Here is a 17,118-nt window from a genome sequence, read left to right on the forward strand (position 1 = left end):
CACAAACCGAAGCCGCCTCAGGCGATGGACATCATGCTGTCAGGCCGCGCGGCGCCCGAAGCAGTTGGGGCGATCCTGATGTTGATGCGGATGAAGGGTGAGACCGCGGATGAGATTGCGGGGTTTGCCAAGGCCGCACAATCCGCTTGCCCGGACCTGCCGCTGGCTGACCTCGATTGGCCATCTTACGCAGCGGGTCGGACACGCGGCCTGCCCTGGTTCCTTTTGTCGGCACGGCTGGTGGCCATGGCGGGGCACCGAGTGGTGTTGCACGGATGGAACGGCCGCGATGATGCGGTGCGCGCCCATCTGGGTGCGGCAGGTGTCCCGATTGCGCGCACATCTGATGAGATCGCCCGGGCGTTGGACGCGAAGCGGATTGTCTATCTGCCGTTGGACGAGCTGCACCCTGCGCTGTTTCACCTACTGGCACTACGCCCGGTCGTTGGCCTTAGATCGTGCGTCAACACGGTCGCCCGGATGCTGAACCCGTGTCGTGCGAAGGCCAGCGTGCAAGGGGTATTCCATCCCTCTTATCGGTTGTTGCAGTCCGATGCCGCAGCGCGTCTTGGGTGGCAGGCGCTGAGCGTCATCAAGGGCGGCGGTGGCGAGTTTGAGCGTCACCCGGGCAAGACGATTGCCGGATTTGGGCTGCGCGATGGCGCGGCTTGGGAGGCCTCGTTTGAGGCTCTTGGTGGCGATACACGCCGCCTGGCGGAGGTGGCTGAGGGCGTTGATCTGGACGCGCTTTGGAGCGGTAGGGCGACGGATGACTTTGCCGAGGCCATCGTAATCGGCACGGCGGCTTTGGCCTTGGGGACCCTGGGGGAGACAAAGGCGGACGCCTTGGCACAGGATCTTTGGCGCGCCCGCCTCAGTTCGATCGCGGAGGTGGCCGCATGAAGAGTTTCCCAATGTTTTTCCGCACAAGCGGGCGGCGCATTGTCATCGCTGGCGGGGGCGAGCAGGCGGCGCAGAAGGCGCGACTGATCCTGAAAACCGATGCCCAGATCGTGCTTGCCGCGCAAACGCTGGAGCCGGAATTGGCAGCCTTGGTGGCAGAGCGGCGGGCCATTCAACATGACGCGCCCCTGACGCCCGGCGACTTCGAGGGCGCAGCCATGGCTTTCATCGCCACGGGCTGCCCTGGCTGGGATGCGGCGCTTCACGGATTGGCGCAGGCCGCGCATTGCCCGGTCAACGTGGTCGACCGCCCGGACCTGTGCGACATCACCACGCCGTCCATTGTGGATCGCGACCCGGTTGTGATTGCCATCGGGACAGAGGGGACGGCCCCGGTTCTGGGGCGTGATCTGAAGACCCGTATTGAGCAGATGTTGCCCGCCAATCTGGGTGGGTTGGCTGCTTTGGCAGGCCGGTTGCGTCCTGCGGTGGCGGACGCGGTTCCTCGCGCCAAGCGGCGCGCCTTTTGGGCGTGGGTGTTCAAATCCACCCCCCGCGAGGCGTGGACACGCGGCGCAGAGCGGGAGGCTGCGCGGCAGATCAAACAGGCGATTGCGGATCGGGGTGCGCCGGATGCCGAGGACGTAGGGTCGATTGCTTTGGTTGGTGCGGGGCCGGGGGCGCGGGATCTGCTGACCTTGCGCGCGGTGGAGCGGCTGCAAGAGGCCGATGTCATCTATTATGATCGGTTGGTGGACCCGGAGGTGCTGGAACTCGCCCGGCGCGATGCGGAGCGTGTGTTCGTCGGCAAGCATGTGGGCGCGCATGCCTGGCCGCAGGACAAGATCTCTCAGGTGATTGTGGCCGAGGCCTTGAAGGGGCGGCGTGTCGTGCGGTTGAAATCGGGCGATCCGGGGATCTTTGGTCGCGCGGGCGAAGAGGTGGAGGCCGCGAAGGCCGCAGGCGTAACGGTGGAGATCGTGCCGGGTGTCACGGCGGCGTCCGCCGCTGCGGCATCTTTGGGCCAAAGCCTGACGATGCGCGGTGAGACCGATACGCTGGTGCTGGCCACGGGCACCGGGTGCGCGGATGCGCCCTTGCCCGATTGCGTGCGCCATGCCGTGCCGGGAACGACAGTGGCGATCTACATGGGCGTTCGGCAGGTGGATCGGATTTGCGCGGCGCTGGCCGAGCGGGGGTTTCCGGCTACGGCACAGATCGATGTGTGCGTGAATGTGTCCAAGGCGGGCGAGCACATGTTGACGGCAACCTTGCAGGACTTGCCGGGGCGGTTGCAGGCGGAGCAGGTGGACGGTTGCGCGATCTTGCTGGTCAGGTGGCCTGTCCCTGTCGAAGCGGCCAAGCCGGTGCGACAGCTGGCATTGAGCGGCTGAGGGTCAGTGCCTTTGGGCGTCGCGGATCAGGGCGGCCAGGCGATAGAAGCCGTGGGCCATTTTCGTGTACGGCATCAGCAAGAAGAACCCCAGGACCGACCCGAGGTGGAGCGCCAGGAGCGTTGGCATAAGCGCGGTCTGTCCCATTGCGTAGAGCACCAAGCCGCTAAGCGCGACAAAGCCCAGAAGTGCGATGAAGGCGACTTCGCCGCTTCGGGCCTGGGCGGCACCCAGAAGCGGATCGGCCTTGCGCTTGAGGTCAAGCAGCCAGACCGCGCCGAACGTCATCATGATGCCGCCGGGGATGCCCAAGAGCTTGGGCAGGGACAGCAATCCGTAGGGGGCGGGCATATCGAAGGCGTAGTGCAGAACCGTGCCGGACGCGGTGCTGGCGAAGCATAGGGCGAACCCGTAGAGCACGGCTTGATGTGCAAGGCGGCGGGCTTGAGTGAAGCGGTCCTCATCCTCAAAATTGCAGCCCTCGCCATGGCCGCCTGCCAGATTGCGCAGCGTTGCGGCACTTTGAAAGGCCGCGCGCACATGTGCGAAGCGGACGGGCCCGCCGCCCGTGGCGACCCAATAGCGCCGCAAGCTGATCGCGATGCTGGCCAAGGGCGCCAGGAAAGCGGGCGCGAAGATAGCGACCATCAGGTTGTGGGACAGGACGGCGTAAAACCCCTCGCCGTCGCTTGGTCCGGCCCATTTCGCCAACGCAAAGAGGAGCGCGAAGCAAAGCGTGACGGCAATGGTGATGGCCATGCCGTTTCGTTGAAAGGCGCGTGCGACGACCCGTGGAAAGGCAAACTCCTCCCAACTGTCCTGGCGCACGTCGGCCAAGGCGGCGGGCAGGTTCAGGTCGAATTCATGGGGCGCTGTGTATTGGCAGGCGTAGTAGCACCCACGGCAGTTATGGCAGAGGTTTGCCAGCTGCGTGATGTCGCCATCCGAGAAGGCGCGATTGGCGTGGAGGGCGGGAAAGACCGAGCAATAGCCTTCGCAATACCGGCAGGCATTGCAGATTTCAGCCTGACGTCGAGCTTCTTGTATAAGATCAGTTTGCATGTTTTGCGGCCTCCGCCCCTGCGATGCGGCCGAAGACCGTGCCGATGGTCATACCGAACCCGGCCAGATAGCCCTGACCCAAGATGGAGCCCGCCATCGTTTCACCCGCCGCCCAAAGATTGCTGACCGGGCGATTGCCAATGCTGCACTGCGCAGTCTCATCCACCTTGAGGCCCAGATATGTGAAGGTGACCCCGGTGCGCAGCGAGTAGCCGTAGAACGGCGCCTGGGTGATCGGGCGGGCCCAATTCGTTTTCGGAGGCGTCAGCCCCTTGGTCGCCACGCCGTCCAACTCGGTTGGTTTGAAGCCGCGCGTATCCCCGCAACTTGCGTTAAAGGCGTCCACCGTTGCGCGTAATTTGTCTTCGGGCAAACCCATCATGCGGGCCAATTCCTCCAACGTGTCGGCTTTGATGGGCGGGAACACTGATGGCATGAAAAGATCGAGGGATTGAGCATCGATGATCGCGTAGCCCACCTGATCAGGTTGCGCGGCCACGAGCCGCCCCCAGATCGCATAGCGTTTGGGCCAGACATCTTCCCCTTCATCATAGAACCGCTCGGCGTGCTTGTTCACGACGATGGAGAACGGCACGCAGTCGAGGCGGGTTACGATCCCGCCGTCATATTTCGGCGCGCGCCCATCGATAGCGACCGCGTGGCATTGTGTGGGGTCGCCCACTTGTTCGACGCCCTGGTCGAGAAGGTCAGCCAATACCACGCCGCGATTGTATGGCGTGCCGCGGATCAGGAAGTTCTTTGCCGCAGGTCCCCAAGCGCGGGCGAGCCAATCGGTATCGGCCTGAAAGCCGCCCGAGGCAACCACAACGGACTTGGGTTCGAGCCGATGCGTTATGTCGTTTTGCGTGTAATCGAGGTAGACGACACGGCCATCCTCAACTTCCAGATGCGTGACCTTTGCTTCGTATTCCACAGCCACGCCAAGCTTGGCTGCCGTGCGGTAATAGGCGTTCACCAACCCTTTGCCGCCGCCCAGAAAGAAGGCGTTTGTGCGGGCCAGTGATAGAGTCCCAGAGAGTGAGGGCTGAAACCGGACGCCATGCGCTTCCATCCAGGGAAGGCATTCCTCGGACGTGCGAATGGCCAGCCGCGCGAGCCCTTCATGGGTCTTGCCGCCTGTGACTTTCATCAGATCGGCGAAGTATTCATCCTCGCTATAGCTTTCGACCAATGGGCCAAGCGGGCCGTCATGCATGCATCGAAAGTTGCGTGTGTGGCGGGAATTGCCACCGCGATAGGGCTTTGGCGCGGCTTCAAGGATCAGAACCTGCGCCCCGGCCTCAGCCGCGGTGATCGCCGCGCAAAGGGCGGCATTGCCGCCACCGATCACCACGATATCGGGAGTGGGTTTCATGCCTTGCTACCGTCGAACTTCTGGATTGATGACATGGATGGGGGTGCCATCGGCGTAGGCATTCACCTGATCGAAAATGTCGCTGAATTGCAGATCAAACTCATCCTCGGTCACATAGCCGATATGGGGTGTCGGCAGGACGTTTGGATGCGTCAGCAAGGGATGGTCAGTGTCTGTCAAAGGCTCGGTATCGAATACGTCCACGGCCGCGTGAATGCGGTCTCTAGAAATCTCGGCCTCTAACGCGCCTTTGGCGATCAGCCCGGACCGCGAGGTGTTCACCAGAAGGCTGCGCGGGGCCATCGCCGCAAGGTCGGCGGCCGTGATGATCCCGCGTGTCTCTGGCTTCAGGCGTACATGCAGGCTGACAATGTCGGAGGTTGCGAAGAACGCCGCGCGGCTTTCGGCCACGCGGACGCCGTCGGCATGGGCGCGGGCGCGGCCTGCCTCGGACGACCACCATTGCACTTGCAGGCCCAACGCCTCGGCGTAGGTCGCGACTGCTTTGGCGATGCGCCCGTAGCCATAGAGCCCCAATATCCGCCCGCGCAGGGTTCGGCCAACGCCTGCCTGCCACTGGCCAGCGCGGATGGAGGCGACCTGCTGGGGGATCTGGCGATAGCTTGAGAGGATCAGGGCGAGGGTCATTTCGGCGGCCGCGTAAGACGGGGTATCGCTGTGCATGTTGGAGCACAGCATCACGCCGTTGGCGCTGCAGGCCTCCACATCAATATGCGGGTAGACGCTGCGTTGTGAAATGAGCCGGAGGTTCGGCAATCGCGTCAGCAGATCAGCGCCAATGCGCGTCCGTTCCCGAAATAGAACGAGGGCTTCGGCGTCAGCGACACGGTCGGCAAGACGCGCCGGGTCAGGTTCGTGATCCGTCCAAACGGTCACGTCATGGCCGCTGAGCTTTGCGAAGCAGGGCAGCCCTTGAAGCGTGTCAAACCAATCGTCGAGGATGTGAACCTTCATCGGCTTTCTACACCTGCATTGGGTGTTGGTGTGCGGGGGTGGCCACGAACACTGCCGTGCGCAGGGCGTCCAGTGCGTGACGGATCCGCGCGCGGTCATCCAGCAGGCCGTTGAACACGGCATCGCACCCGGAGATAGGTGTGGGGTAGGTGCGGATCTCGTCGGTAATCAGACGTTCGGCCATCTGCAGCTCTGCGTGCGCGAGGGTGAGGCATTCGGTGTATTCATCCGGCATTTTAAGCTCCGATCCATAATTGTATACCATAGTATACAAAACGGAAATGATCAAGCTGGCCTCCAGATGGAGTGGGGCACCATGACCTCGCCCCGGGCCAGAAGGCGAGCGGTTCGGACGAGGCCGGCGGATTTGAGGGTGATGTCCCCGTCGAACCGGGAGAAGTCGACACTGACTTCGATTTGCCCGCTGGCATGTTCGAGAATGATCCGGGCGGGGGCCGCTATGTCGGTTGCCGTCATGCCGTCTGCAACCGACCCCGGGGTCAGCACGCAGGCCGCAAGGCATTGCGCGCCAGTCACGGCCATTGTCGGGTGCGTTTTCCAGGGCATGAAGTAGCGCGTGGCGACGGTGCCGCCGTCTTTGGCAGGGGCCAGAAGGCCGAACTTTGGCGTGACGGACTGGGCCACATCCGCAATGCCCATCGCTTCGCCGGCCTTGATGCGTACAGCCTCCATCCGGGCGAAGAAATCAGTGTTTTCGTTCAGCGCCTCTGCGCTTTCATAGCCGGTCAAGCCAAACGCCTCGGCCCGGGCGATGACCATGGGCATCGCGACGTCCATGCAGGTGACGGCGATCCCGTCGATCATGTCTTGCCTGTGCCCCGTGGGAAAGAGCGCGCCGGTTGCGCCGCCTATGGTGTCCATGAACTGCAAGGAAATGGGCGCGGCTGTTCCCGGCACGCCGTCAATGGCTGCATCGCCTGCGTAGTCCACGGCGCCCCCCGGCGTTTGCACCGTTGCCACCACCCGCGCGCCTGTGTTCACGGCACGTATGTTGATTTGCGTTTCAGGGTCTGCTGCGCGCACCAGACCCATCTCGATCGCGGCGGGACCCACACCTGTCAGGATATTGCCGCAGGTTGGTTTGAAATCGACCGATCGGTCTTCAACGCTGACCTGCGCAAAGAAATAGTCGATATCGGCCCAATCATCCTCCGACGCGCTCAGCATGGCGACTTTGGTGGTGACGGCGTTGCCGCCGCCGATGCCGTCGATATTGAGCGGATGGCCGGAGCCGATGGCGGCGACAAGAACCTCGGCCAGGGCCTCCCGATCCTCGGGCAGGTCGGAGCGTTTGAAATAGGGTCCGCGGGACGTGCCGCCGCGCAGGAACCAGAACGGGATGGCGGTTTGGGTCATGTCAGCGGCCATGGCAGATCAAAGTAGCTTTGCAGCAGGCCGGGTGGGAAATCGCGGTTCAGAAGCGCCGCCATGGCGCAGATGAAGGCGATGCCAGCTGCGGTGTACAGGGCGGCAAAGCCCCAACCCTTCCCGGCGCGGAACCGGATGAACAGCAGAAGGAACACGGCCAGCGCCAGGATGAACCCAACAAGCGATGTCAGGATCAGAAGGCCCGCGAACCAGCCAAGGGTGGGCCAGAGCCCGAAGGCATTGCTGCTCCGATCCTGCACTTCCCGATCAGCAAAGAGCGCGTCGGTTTCCGGCTTGAAGCGCATCTGTAGCAGCAGGATCGCGCCGCCGATCAGGCCGATGGTGGCCACGAAGACCGGGAAGACGCGATCCGTGCGGGCATAGTCGGGGATCGTTGCGGCGTCGTAGTAGGCAATGCCGATATAAGCGGTCACGGCCAGCAGGAAAATCAGCGGCGCACGTTTGCTACCGGACACCACGTCGCCCTCGGCCTGAATGTTCTTGGCCTGCCGCAGGCCCACCACGACGGAGACCAGCGTGACGATGATCAGCACGATGACGATGGGGCTGAAGATGTAGTCCAAGCCCTCCTCAAAGCTGCGGCGGAAGCGGGAGCTGGCGATCTGATAGGCCTGGTTTGTGTACCGCTCCGCCGGAGCCGAGAGCACGAAGCCGATCAGAAAGGCGGGCCGCGACCAGTCGAACCGGCGCATGAGGATGCCCAGAAGACCGATGCCAAAGAGCGCCACAAGATCCCAGATCGACTGGCGAGATTGGAAGGCGGCAAAAGCGATGATCATGAAGAGGAAAGGCGCCAGCAGAGCAAAGCGAATGCTTGTCAGCCGCGCGATGCCGCCGGCGGCGCCAATACAGATCAGCGTGCCCACGACGTTGGCGAGGGCCAGCAGCCAGACGATGGCATAGGTGAAGTTGAGGTTGTTGTTGATCATCGAGGGGCCAACCTCGATCTGGCCGGTGCCCAGAAGGGCGATGCCCGAGATGAAGATCGCCATGGAGCCAGAGCCGGGGATGCCGAACAGAAGCGTTGGGACCAGCCCGCCGCCTTCCTTGGCGTTGTTGGAGGACTCAGGCCCCACAACGCCCCGGATATCGCCCGAGCCGAATTGCGATTTGTCCTTGGACGTCTGGACCGCATGGCCATAGGCGATCCAATCCACGACGGATCCGCCAAGGCCGGGGATCACACCGACCGCGACGCCAATCAGCGAACAGCGGACGGAGAGCCATTTGTTCGCCCACCAATCTTTCACGCCAGTCATCCAGCCCCCGCCCAGGAGCTGCCGATCCGAGATCGCCTTGTCCTGCCGAAGGAGCGCGATGATTTCGGGAATGGCGAAGATGGCGAGGCCCACAATCACCAGTTTGAACCCATCCACCAGATACGGAAGATCGTAGGAGGACATGCGCAGCTCACCCGAAGCGGCACCTTCGCCGATGGTGCCGATCAGCAGACCAAGGCAGGCGGCGACGATGCCTTTGATCGCCACGCGACCCGCGAGGATGCCGACCATCGAGAGGCCGAAGATCGTGACCATCAACAGCTCAGGCGTTTGGAACGCCAGCACGATGGGGCGGGCGGCGAGGATGAAGAATGTCAGGAACGTCGCGCCCAGAAGGCCACCGAAGAGGGATGAGGCAAAGGCCGCAGAAAGCGCCCGCGCCGCCTGGCCCTTTTGGCTAGCGGAAAGCCATCCAGCACGGTGGCTTGAGATGCCGATGAGCCGGGTATCCCCATGAGCACACTGGCAAAGGTGTCGGATGTTGGGACGACGGCCACCATGCCGACCATCAAGGCGAGGCCGTAAAGCGGCTCCATCCCGAACATGAACGGCAGCAGCAGGGACAGGCCCGCAATGCCACCCAGACCCGGAAACACCCCGATGCACAGACCCATGCAGACGCCAAGGATCAGGTATCCCAGCACGGCTGGCTGCAGGATCATGCCAAAGGCTTCAGACAGCGCAGGCAGCGCCGTTGCTAAGAGATCCATGACGGCCTCCGCTTCGGGTCAGGGAAAGGGATGCCCCCGCGCAGCGCGCGAGGGACGTTGGATCGATTACTCGAGGACGACGCCGTAGCGGTCCGCAAGCCACTCAATCACGAAGGTCTGTGCCTCTTCGGGCACTTCCGTGGCAGACGCCATGGCGGTGACAGCAGCGTCACCGGTCATCTGCGGATAGACACCCAGACGCGCGGCCGAGATTTCGGCGAAGTCGTCGCGCTCGGTGATGGCCTGGAAGGCCTGCGTGTAGGTGTCGATGGCCGCTTGCGGTGCGCCTGCTGGCAAGAACACCATCTTCTGAGCCGGGAAACCGGCGGTGAAGAAGGCGACCCAGGCGTCCCATGCGGGGCCGGAGGTTTCGCACGACGCTGCCGCTTCGCAGACTTCAGCGAAGGTGGGCATGTCGGGGAAGGTGGGGTCGCGCACGATGTTGCCATCCGTATCCAGCGCGCCAAAGGAGAACCACGGCACGGCGGTGCCTGCTTCAACCAGGGGCGTCACGCCCGAGAGGTACGACGACGAGGTCTGATAATCGATATTGGCTTCGCCCCGCTCGAACATCAGGCGGCCATCGCCACGGCCTTCGATGCCAAACACAGGCTCGACGTTCAGACCCAGCATTTCCCAAGCCAGAAGCGGCACGAGGTCCAGACGCGTCGCGCCTTGGGACCCGTAGATGAAGTTCTCGCCCGCGATAGCTTCAATGCCGCCGTCAGCCAAAGCTGCGCCCAGGTCGGCGGGCAGGTACGCGACGCCGCCGGTGCCGGAGGCCAGAACGACGTTCCAGTCGTTGTACTCATAACGCACGCGCGGGTCGTTCAGCAGGTAGGGGAACTGTGTCGAGCCGGACGAGCCAAAGATCGTCGTGCCATCTTCATAATCCAGCTCCTGGAAATGGTTTGCCCCACGGGTGGAGCCGGCGCCGGGCATGAAGGTCACCACAACGGTGGGGTTGCCGGGCAGCGCTTCGCTGAGCAGCGGTGCATAGAAGTTGGCCCAGCGGGCCGAGCCGCCGGTTTCCGAGAACGGAATAATCCATTCAACGGTCTCGCCGGACAGGTCCAGCGCGTGACCATCTGCGTAGGCTGCAGCTGCCGAGTGCGGCAACCGATACGCCAAAGAGTAGCGCGGTTGAGCGCTTTGCGAGTGTCTTGATCATGTCTTCCTCCCAAGTGCCGCGTCACGTTGGATGCGGCTTTCCTCCCAAAAAGGCGAAATTCGCCGTCTTGATGCTGCCTATGATTGAGTGCCAATCTTGCATGAACCTTGCACTTGCGAAGATTTGGGGACTTTTCGTGCGGATCGTCATGGTCGAGGACAACATCGCGGTTGCGAAAGGCGTGGCCTACCGTCTGCGTGACGAAGGTCATGCGGTCGACCTGCTCCACGACGGCGGGCAGGCGCTTGAGTTCTTGCGCGACGACACCGCCGATCTGATCATCCTTGACATAAAACTGCCCGGGCTCAGTGGGTTGGAGGTGCTCAGCAGCCTGCGCGCCCGCGGCGATCATCGACCGGTTTTGATGCTGACGGCGCAGTCCGACACCCCAGACCGGATTGCGGGGCTGGATGCAGGCGCCGACGATTACCTTGTGAAACCCTTTGAGATGGCTGAATTGAGCGCCCGCGTCCGGGCGTTGGGGCGCCGAAACACCACCGCAAATCGCGCAGAGCAATCAATTGGACCGCTGCGGTTTGATACCAATGCCCGCATGATTCTGGGGCCCGACGGGCCTTTGACCGTCCCGCGGCGGGAGGTGTCGTTGTTCGAGACACTCCTGCTTGCCAATGGGCGCACTGTCTCAAAACAGGGGCTGTTGGATCACCTTTATGGCACCGGTAGCGATGTCGATGAATCCGTGGTCGAGGTCTACGTCTCGCGCTTGCGCAAGCGGCTCAAGCCCTTTGGCGTGGAGATCACGGTGCAGCGCAGCTTGGGATATGCTTTGTCTGTGGCCGCGTCGTAATGCGTCGCTTTTCCCTGCGCGCGCGGTTGACCGCGATCATCCTGGTGCCCCTTTTGCTGACCGTTCTGGCGCTGGCGATCTGGGCGTCGCGGGACGCGCAACAACGTGCAGCGGACCGGTTTGACCGCTCGCTTCTGGTCACGGCCCTCGGCATTTCGCGGGATACGGCCTTTACCGGCGGCGATGCCCTGAGTCGCGAAACCCGCGACTTGCTCAGCGATACGTCCGGCGGTCCGGTTTTCTATCACGTCTATGCCCCGGATGGGGTCTTTGTGACCGGCTATGCCACGCCGCCCGTTCCGCCCATGGACGAGGTCGCAGGCGGTGCGTTTGCCTATTTTGATGCGACGTATCAAGGCCAGTCCGTGCGGGCTGTCCGCTTCTCCGATTTGATGACGATTGATGGGCTATCGGGCGAATTCACCTTCACCGTTTGGCAAGACCTTACCCTGCGAGACGGCTTTGTGCGAAGCCTGTCGCAGCGGACCTATGTGGTCATGCTGACATTGGTTTTGGCCGTCGCATTCATCGTTTGGTTCGGCGTGCGTCTTGGTCTGGCCCCGTTGTTGGATTTGGAGGACGCGATTGCGCAGCGATCGTCTGAGGACCTGAGCCCTATCCAGCGTCAGATCCCTGTCGAGGTGCGCGGCATCGTCGGTCGGTTGAATACGCTCTTGCAAGAGCTGTCGGCGACGATGCGGACAAAGGACGACTTTATCTCCAACGCCGCCCACCAGCTGCGCAATCCGATTGCCGGTGTGCTCGCCTTGTCTGAAGCTGTCGGTGCGGCCAAGACCATCGAGGAAAGTCAGGAGCGAAGCAGGGATTTGCTCGAAGCGTCCCGAGGGGCGGCAAAACTGACGGAGGATTTGCTTGCATTGGAACGCGCAAAATCGATGCGACCCGATGCAACGGCCGAGCCGGTTAGACTTGTCGTCCGTCCTGCGTGGCATTGCATCCGACTTGAAGGGCACATGTGCGGCCGCAGGCGTCGTTCTTGAAACGGATATTGCCGCGGGCAGTGCCCAGTGCCAAATTGACAGAACACTCTTCGAGCAAGCGGTGACCAACCTGGTCACGAACGCCTTAACGCATGCTGGCCCCACTCTCACCCGCATCGATATTGCCCTGGAAGTGGGTCAGGGGGGCATCTCCATCACCGTTTCCGACGACGGGCGCGGATTGGACGAAAAGGACTTTCACGCCGCCCTTTCTCGGTTCGCGCAAGTGTCCCAAGCGCCGGGAACGGGTCTGGGGCTGCCGATTGTCCAAGCCATTGTGGAAGGGGCTTGCGGGACGCTGTCCCTGAAATCGCTTCCCGTTGGGCTTTCTGTTTGCATGACGCTCCCGCCGGCGATGGCCAAGTGACACGTCGCTTTAAAGGGCCCGATCAAGTCATGCACCGTAGGAAAAGCGCCACGCCGCTCCAGAGTTAGAGGCCATCGAATGCCTGCAATAGCGGCTCAATATCTGAGCGGCGCAAAGGGTGAGAGGTCGACATTCGGTGTCACACCCGCCACCAGATCCGCAATCAAATCGCCGGTTTTCGGGGCCATCATCAGCCCGTAATGCGAATGGCCGAAGGCCGCGAATAACCCGTCCTGCTCAGGGATCGGGCCAAGTGCTGGAAGGCTGTCCGGGAAGGATGGCCTGCGGCCCATCCAGAATGTGCCGCCACTGACGTCCAAGTCCGGAAGCATTGCGCAGGCCTGTTTCGTGAGCAGGGTTTCTTTCTTTGGATCAGCCAGCGCATCAATCGACGCAAATTCGGATTGCCCGGCGATCCGGACGCCCTTCAGCATCGAACTGGCGACGATTTTCGCGCCGACATCCATGACGGAGTTATTCAACTCAAGCGATGCCGCAGGGAATTCAACATGGTATCCCCGTTCCGCAATCAGCGCGCTTTTCAGGCCGAGGGATTTGAGTAAACCAGCGCTCCACACACCAGCAGCGAGCACGATGTTGCGGGCCCGCATCTCTTGGTTTGAGGTTGAGAGGATCCAGCCACCATCGTCGTCTTTGGACAGCGATGTGATTTCAGCTTGAACGAATTCTGCGTTCTGAGCACGAGCCTTTTCCGCCAAGACCTCGGCAATTTTGCCGGGTGAGCGGGCGCGGGCTTGCCCTTTGATCAGGATCGCCGCCTGGAAATCACGGGACAAAGCGGGTTCTTCGCGCGCCAGATCATCGGCACCCAACAGCTCCATCTCTGCACCCTTTTCCTTACGGATCCGGTAGCCGAGATCATTCAGGCGTGCATCCTTCGCATCCCGGAACGCATGCACATAGCAGCTGTCGACGACGAGGTCCTCGTGGCCGGTGCCCTCTAGATGGCGCCGATAAAGCGCGACCGATGGATGGCATAGAATGTCCATCGCGTCTGCGGTTGACCGGGCAGAGGCTTCATTGGATTTACTCAGGAAATGCAGGCCCCACGGTACCATTTTGGGCCAGAATGAAGGGCGTACAGACAATGGCCCTTCCCGATCGAACAGCATGGACGGAATGGACCGCCAGATACCGGGCATGGCTTGCGGTACGATCGACCAGGGCGAGATGACGCCGGCATTGCCAAAGGATGTCTCTGATCCCGGCGCGCTGCGGTCGATGATCCGAACCTTTACTCCGCGCTCCTGCAGCGACAACGCACAGCAGATGCCGACAATACCGGCGCCGATGACAGTGGCACCGTCGCTGCATTTCAGGCCGCAGTCGCGGCGGATCGGCGCTTGATCACCTGGCTGATTATGACGGGCGCACACAAGATCAGCGCGAAGAGATCCGCTTGCAGCGACGGCGCAATGAAGACGAGGCCCGCAAATGCCAGCAATATGCGGAAGGCCGCATTGACCGGGGCATAGAAGTATCCGACGACCGCCGTCGACAGGGCCATTACGCCAGCGATGCAACTGGCGGCGGTGTAAGTGAACTCCCATAGGTCGAAGCCGGTGGAGGATACGAAGAGCAGCACCGGCGCGTAGACAAAGGCCATGGGCGCGACCACCTTGCCAAGGCCAAGCGTGAAGGCGGATATCCCGGTTCGGAACGGGTTGGAGTTCGCGATCGCGGCCGCCGCATAGGCGGATGTGCACACCGGCGGCGTGATCTCAGCCACGACGCCATAGTAAAGCACGAACATGTGGCTTGCGATGGGCGGGATGCCCAGTTGCGCCAGCGCCGGCTGCGCGACAGACACTAGCATGATGTAGAGTGCTGTGGTCGGAACACCCGCGCCCATCAGGATGCAAGCCACCGCAATGAAGACGAGGCTGATGAACAAAGTCAGATCCTCGACGGTGATGAATTGCAGCCCGGTTGCGGCGAACAAGACATGCAGATCATTGCCGAGGTTCGACGCCCCTTGCGTCACCATGAACCCGATGCGGAAGCCGATGCCCGTGGTGTTGATGACGCCCACGACGATGCCCACGGCGGCTGAGGCGGCGCCCACAGCCAGCGCGTATTTCACGCCGGTCTCGAAGGTCTGGGCCATCTCGGGCAGTTTGATCCGCTCCTGCGGGTTCAACGTGCCAAGGACGGCGCAGGCAATCAGGATAAGGCTCATCGGCAGGTCAAAGCCACCGTCCGTGTATTTCCATATGACAAAGGCAATGAACGCCGCGGCGTAGATCAGCGAGCCTGGCGTTTTGACCCGGCTCATCCCTGCGATGATGGCAACGGAGATGCCGCAAAAGGCGGACATGTACGGCGTGTAGCCGGAGAAGAGCACGACCAGCAGCGAGATCAGGGGCACGATATTGGCCCAACCGTCGCGCCAGACTTGGGCGAATTGCGGCAGGGCGTCCTTGGTCAGGCCCTTGAGGTCCAGCTTCTTGGCCATCAGGTGGACGACGGTGAAGACGCCGACATAGTGCAGGATCGCCGGGAAGATCGCGGCAATCACGATGGTGGTGTAGGGGACCTCAAGAAATTCGGCCATGATGAAGGCGGCGGCCCCCATGATGGGCGGCGTGATCTGGCCGCCTGCGGATGACGCGGCCTCCACCCCGCCGGCGAAAGTGGCCGGGATAGCCCAAGCGTTTCATGTTCGGGATGGTCAACGCGCCGGTGGACACCGTGTTGGCGACGGAAGAGCCCGAAATGGTGCCGAAGAAGGCCGAGGAGACGACCGACACCTTGGCAGGCCCGCCCGTATAGCGGCCCGCCAGAATGGTGGCATTGTCGATGAAAAGCTGCCCCAGACCGGTGCGCTGCGCGATCACACCGAACAGGACGAAGTGGAACACGATGGTTGAGACCACCCAAAGGGTCACGCCGAAGATGCCTTCCTGCGGGAAGTACATGGACGACACGAAGGTGCGGAAACGCACGCCCGGATGCTGCAGCACGCCCGGAAACCATGGGCCAAACAGGGCATAGGCGATGAACACGCAGATAATTGCGGGCAGGATCCAGCCAAGTGTGCGGCGCGCGATGTCGAGGACCAGCACGATCAGCACGAGGCCAAAGAAAATGTCGTAGTTGTTCGGATTGCCCATCCGAAAGGTCTGCTCATCAATGCCGAGCATCGGGATGCCGCGCCAAGCCAGGCCAAGATACATCGCCGAAGCAACGCCCAGGGCCATCAGAACAAAGTCGAAGATCGGCACATTGCCGATGCGCAGGCCACCGGTGCGCATTTCGAACGCGCGCTTGGTTTTGAAGATGGGAAAGAATGCGTAGGTCAGGATGAACAGGCCCGCCAGGTGCCAGCCCATGTGCCAGTGGTCAGCGGGAAGGGCGAAACCGGCCGTTAGGTAATGGTAGACAGCGAACGCCAAAGCCACACCGCGCAGCGCCAGAGCGAGGCGCGGGCCGACGGGCCGGATCGCGGCGCCTTCGTCGTATTTGCGCTCGATCTCGGCGAGTTCCTCTTCGGTCAACTCGCGGGTGTCGGTGTTGTCTGCCATGGGGTGCCCTGCCGGTTCCGGTGTCCCTTGTGATTGGGGCGCCCGCTTTGGACGCCCCGACCGTTGATTGGATTAACTCTGGATCACTCCAGAAGACCGGCTTCCTCATAGAAGCGCTGCGCACCTGGATGCAGCGGCACGCCGAGGGCCTCGATGCCCGCCAGCGCCGTGTCGGGCGTGATCAGGCGGCCCTTCGGGTGACCATTGTCGAGGATACGACGGGTCGCATCGTTCCAGAGAGCGGCGGTGATGTTGTACATCAACTCTTCCTCAACCTCGGATGACGTCACCAGGAGCGCCGAGACGGCAGGCGTCAGCGTGTCGTTGTCGATGCCCTCGTAGGTGCCGCCGGGGATCATCGATGGGATGTAGGCCGGGATCGCTTCGTTGATGCGGGCCATGTCTTCCTCGGTGAAGGAATGCAGGTTCATGCCTGAGGTCGAAGCAAGCTGAACCATCGCCGCGACCGGCCAGCCGGCAGCGTAGAAGTAGGCGTCAAGCTGACCGTCGGCGAGACGCGCAGCGGATTGGCTGTTGTTGAGCTCAGCCTCTTCGATGTTGTCGCGGGTGATGCCCCACAATTCCAGCATCTGAAGCACGGCCACCTGTGTGCCGGATCCGGCTTGGGCGATGCCCACACGCAGGCCCTCAAGGTCGCTCAGATCGTTGATCGTCACGCCCGCTGGCAGCACGAGATGCAGGTCTTCGGGGTAAAGGTTGGCGACAATGCGCAGGTTCGGGTGCTCCCTGCCTTCGAAATTGCCTTCCCCAAGATACATCGAGCGCGTCACGTCAGCGGCCGCAAGGCCAGCCTCAAGCTCACCGTTTTGCACCGCCGCGTTGTTGAACACGGATGCGGTGGTAGATTGGGCGATCGCGATCAGCCCTTCGACGCCGCACTGACCACCTTCGTCGCAGGGACGCGAGCCCGGCGGGTTGGAGATACCAGTCGCAATCGCGCCGCCGATGGGGAAGTAGGTGCCACCTGCCCCACCCGTGCCAATGCGGAAGAATTCCTGGGCTGCAGCAGGCGCGCTGACGGCTACAGCAGCCATCATTGCAAGGCCTGCAAAGGTCTTTGTCATATTCATCATCGTCTCCCGGTTGAAGGATTTGA

The 17,118-nt window shown here is 62.3% G+C and carries 13 protein-coding genes and 2 pseudogenes; 5 read left to right on the forward strand and 10 right to left on the reverse strand.

What is annotated here, in order from left to right; all coding sequences use genetic code 11:
- Positions 1 to 33: 33 nt before the first annotated feature.
- Complete coding sequence (locus ACZ1HK_RS15070) at positions 34 to 903, forward strand: glycosyl transferase family protein (RefSeq protein ID WP_472630845.1); 870 nt, start codon at positions 34 to 36, stop codon at positions 901 to 903.
- A complete protein-coding gene (cysG, locus tag ACZ1HK_RS15075) occupies positions 900 to 2,297 on the forward strand; it encodes a siroheme synthase CysG (RefSeq protein ID WP_472629382.1) in 1,398 nt (465 codons plus the stop codon). Before ACZ1HK_RS15070 ends, cysG begins: the two co-directional genes overlap by 4 nt.
- Positions 2,298 to 2,300: 3 nt before the next feature.
- Here cysG and tcuB read toward each other — a convergent pair whose 3' ends face one another.
- The 7 genes and pseudogenes from tcuB to ACZ1HK_RS15110 form a co-directional block, all read right to left on the reverse strand.
- Positions 2,301 to 3,359: a tricarballylate utilization 4Fe-4S protein TcuB gene (tcuB, locus tag ACZ1HK_RS15080; protein WP_472629383.1), complete on the reverse strand. Its 1,059-nt coding sequence runs from the start codon at positions 3,357 to 3,359 to the stop codon at positions 2,301 to 2,303.
- Positions 3,349 to 4,734, reverse strand: a complete 1,386-nt coding sequence (tcuA, locus tag ACZ1HK_RS15085) for an FAD-dependent tricarballylate dehydrogenase TcuA (protein WP_472629384.1) — start codon at positions 4,732 to 4,734, stop codon at positions 3,349 to 3,351. Before tcuA ends, tcuB begins: the two co-directional genes overlap by 11 nt.
- Before the next feature lie 6 nt (positions 4,735 to 4,740).
- The gene (locus ACZ1HK_RS15090; protein WP_472629385.1) at positions 4,741 to 5,709 is read right to left on the reverse strand and encodes a D-2-hydroxyacid dehydrogenase family protein; all 969 of its coding nucleotides are present in this window, start codon (positions 5,707 to 5,709) and stop codon (positions 4,741 to 4,743) included.
- A gap of 7 nt (positions 5,710 to 5,716) precedes the next feature.
- A complete protein-coding gene (locus ACZ1HK_RS15095) occupies positions 5,717 to 5,944 on the reverse strand; it encodes a hypothetical protein (RefSeq protein WP_472629386.1) in 228 nt (75 codons plus the stop codon).
- Between the two features lie 50 nt (positions 5,945 to 5,994).
- Positions 5,995 to 7,086: a 4-oxalomesaconate tautomerase gene (locus ACZ1HK_RS15100; RefSeq protein WP_472629387.1), complete on the reverse strand. Its 1,092-nt coding sequence runs from the start codon at positions 7,084 to 7,086 to the stop codon at positions 5,995 to 5,997.
- Positions 7,083 to 9,109 (reverse strand): annotated as a pseudogene (locus ACZ1HK_RS15105) (tripartite tricarboxylate transporter permease). The gene ACZ1HK_RS15100 and the pseudogene ACZ1HK_RS15105 overlap by 4 nt, the downstream one beginning before the upstream one ends.
- A gap of 66 nt (positions 9,110 to 9,175) precedes the next feature.
- On the reverse strand, positions 9,176 to 10,228 hold the full coding sequence (locus ACZ1HK_RS15110) for a tricarboxylate transporter (protein WP_472629388.1): 1,053 nt from the start codon (positions 10,226 to 10,228) through the stop codon (positions 9,176 to 9,178).
- Between the two features lie 152 nt (positions 10,229 to 10,380).
- Here ACZ1HK_RS15110 and ACZ1HK_RS15115 point away from each other — a divergent pair, with 152 nt between their 5' ends.
- Genes ACZ1HK_RS15115 through ACZ1HK_RS15125 form a run of 3 tightly spaced genes read left to right on the forward strand, consistent with a single transcriptional unit; the run spans position 10,381 to position 12,456 of the window.
- Positions 10,381 to 11,088 carry a response regulator transcription factor gene (locus ACZ1HK_RS15115; protein WP_472629389.1) on the forward strand — a complete coding sequence of 236 codons (708 nt, stop codon included), beginning with the start codon at positions 10,381 to 10,383 and terminating at the stop codon, positions 11,086 to 11,088.
- A complete protein-coding gene (locus ACZ1HK_RS15120; RefSeq protein ID WP_472629390.1) occupies positions 11,088 to 12,089 on the forward strand; it encodes a sensor histidine kinase N-terminal domain-containing protein in 1,002 nt (333 codons plus the stop codon). The genes ACZ1HK_RS15115 and ACZ1HK_RS15120 overlap by 1 nt, the downstream gene beginning before the upstream one ends.
- Positions 11,995 to 12,456 carry a sensor histidine kinase gene (locus ACZ1HK_RS15125; protein ID WP_472629391.1) on the forward strand — a complete coding sequence of 154 codons (462 nt, stop codon included), beginning with the start codon at positions 11,995 to 11,997 and terminating at the stop codon, positions 12,454 to 12,456. The genes ACZ1HK_RS15120 and ACZ1HK_RS15125 overlap by 95 nt, the downstream gene beginning before the upstream one ends.
- Positions 12,457 to 12,551: 95 nt before the next feature.
- Here the strand turns inward: ACZ1HK_RS15125 and ACZ1HK_RS15130 are convergent, their stop codons facing one another.
- From ACZ1HK_RS15130 to ACZ1HK_RS15140, 3 genes and pseudogenes are all read right to left on the reverse strand, one after another.
- Entirely contained in the window at positions 12,552 to 13,853 is a 1,302-nt protein-coding gene (locus ACZ1HK_RS15130; RefSeq protein WP_472629392.1) for an NAD(P)/FAD-dependent oxidoreductase, read from the reverse strand.
- Positions 13,793 to 16,001, reverse strand: a pseudogene (locus ACZ1HK_RS15135) (TRAP transporter permease). Before ACZ1HK_RS15135 ends, ACZ1HK_RS15130 begins: the two are co-directional and overlap by 61 nt.
- Positions 16,002 to 16,084: 83 nt before the next feature.
- Complete coding sequence (locus ACZ1HK_RS15140) at positions 16,085 to 17,092, reverse strand: TAXI family TRAP transporter solute-binding subunit (RefSeq protein ID WP_472630846.1); 1,008 nt, start codon at positions 17,090 to 17,092, stop codon at positions 16,085 to 16,087.
- Between the last annotated feature and the right edge of the window lie 26 nt (positions 17,093 to 17,118).

This window comes from Gymnodinialimonas sp. JB5-7, from assembly GCF_055693405.1.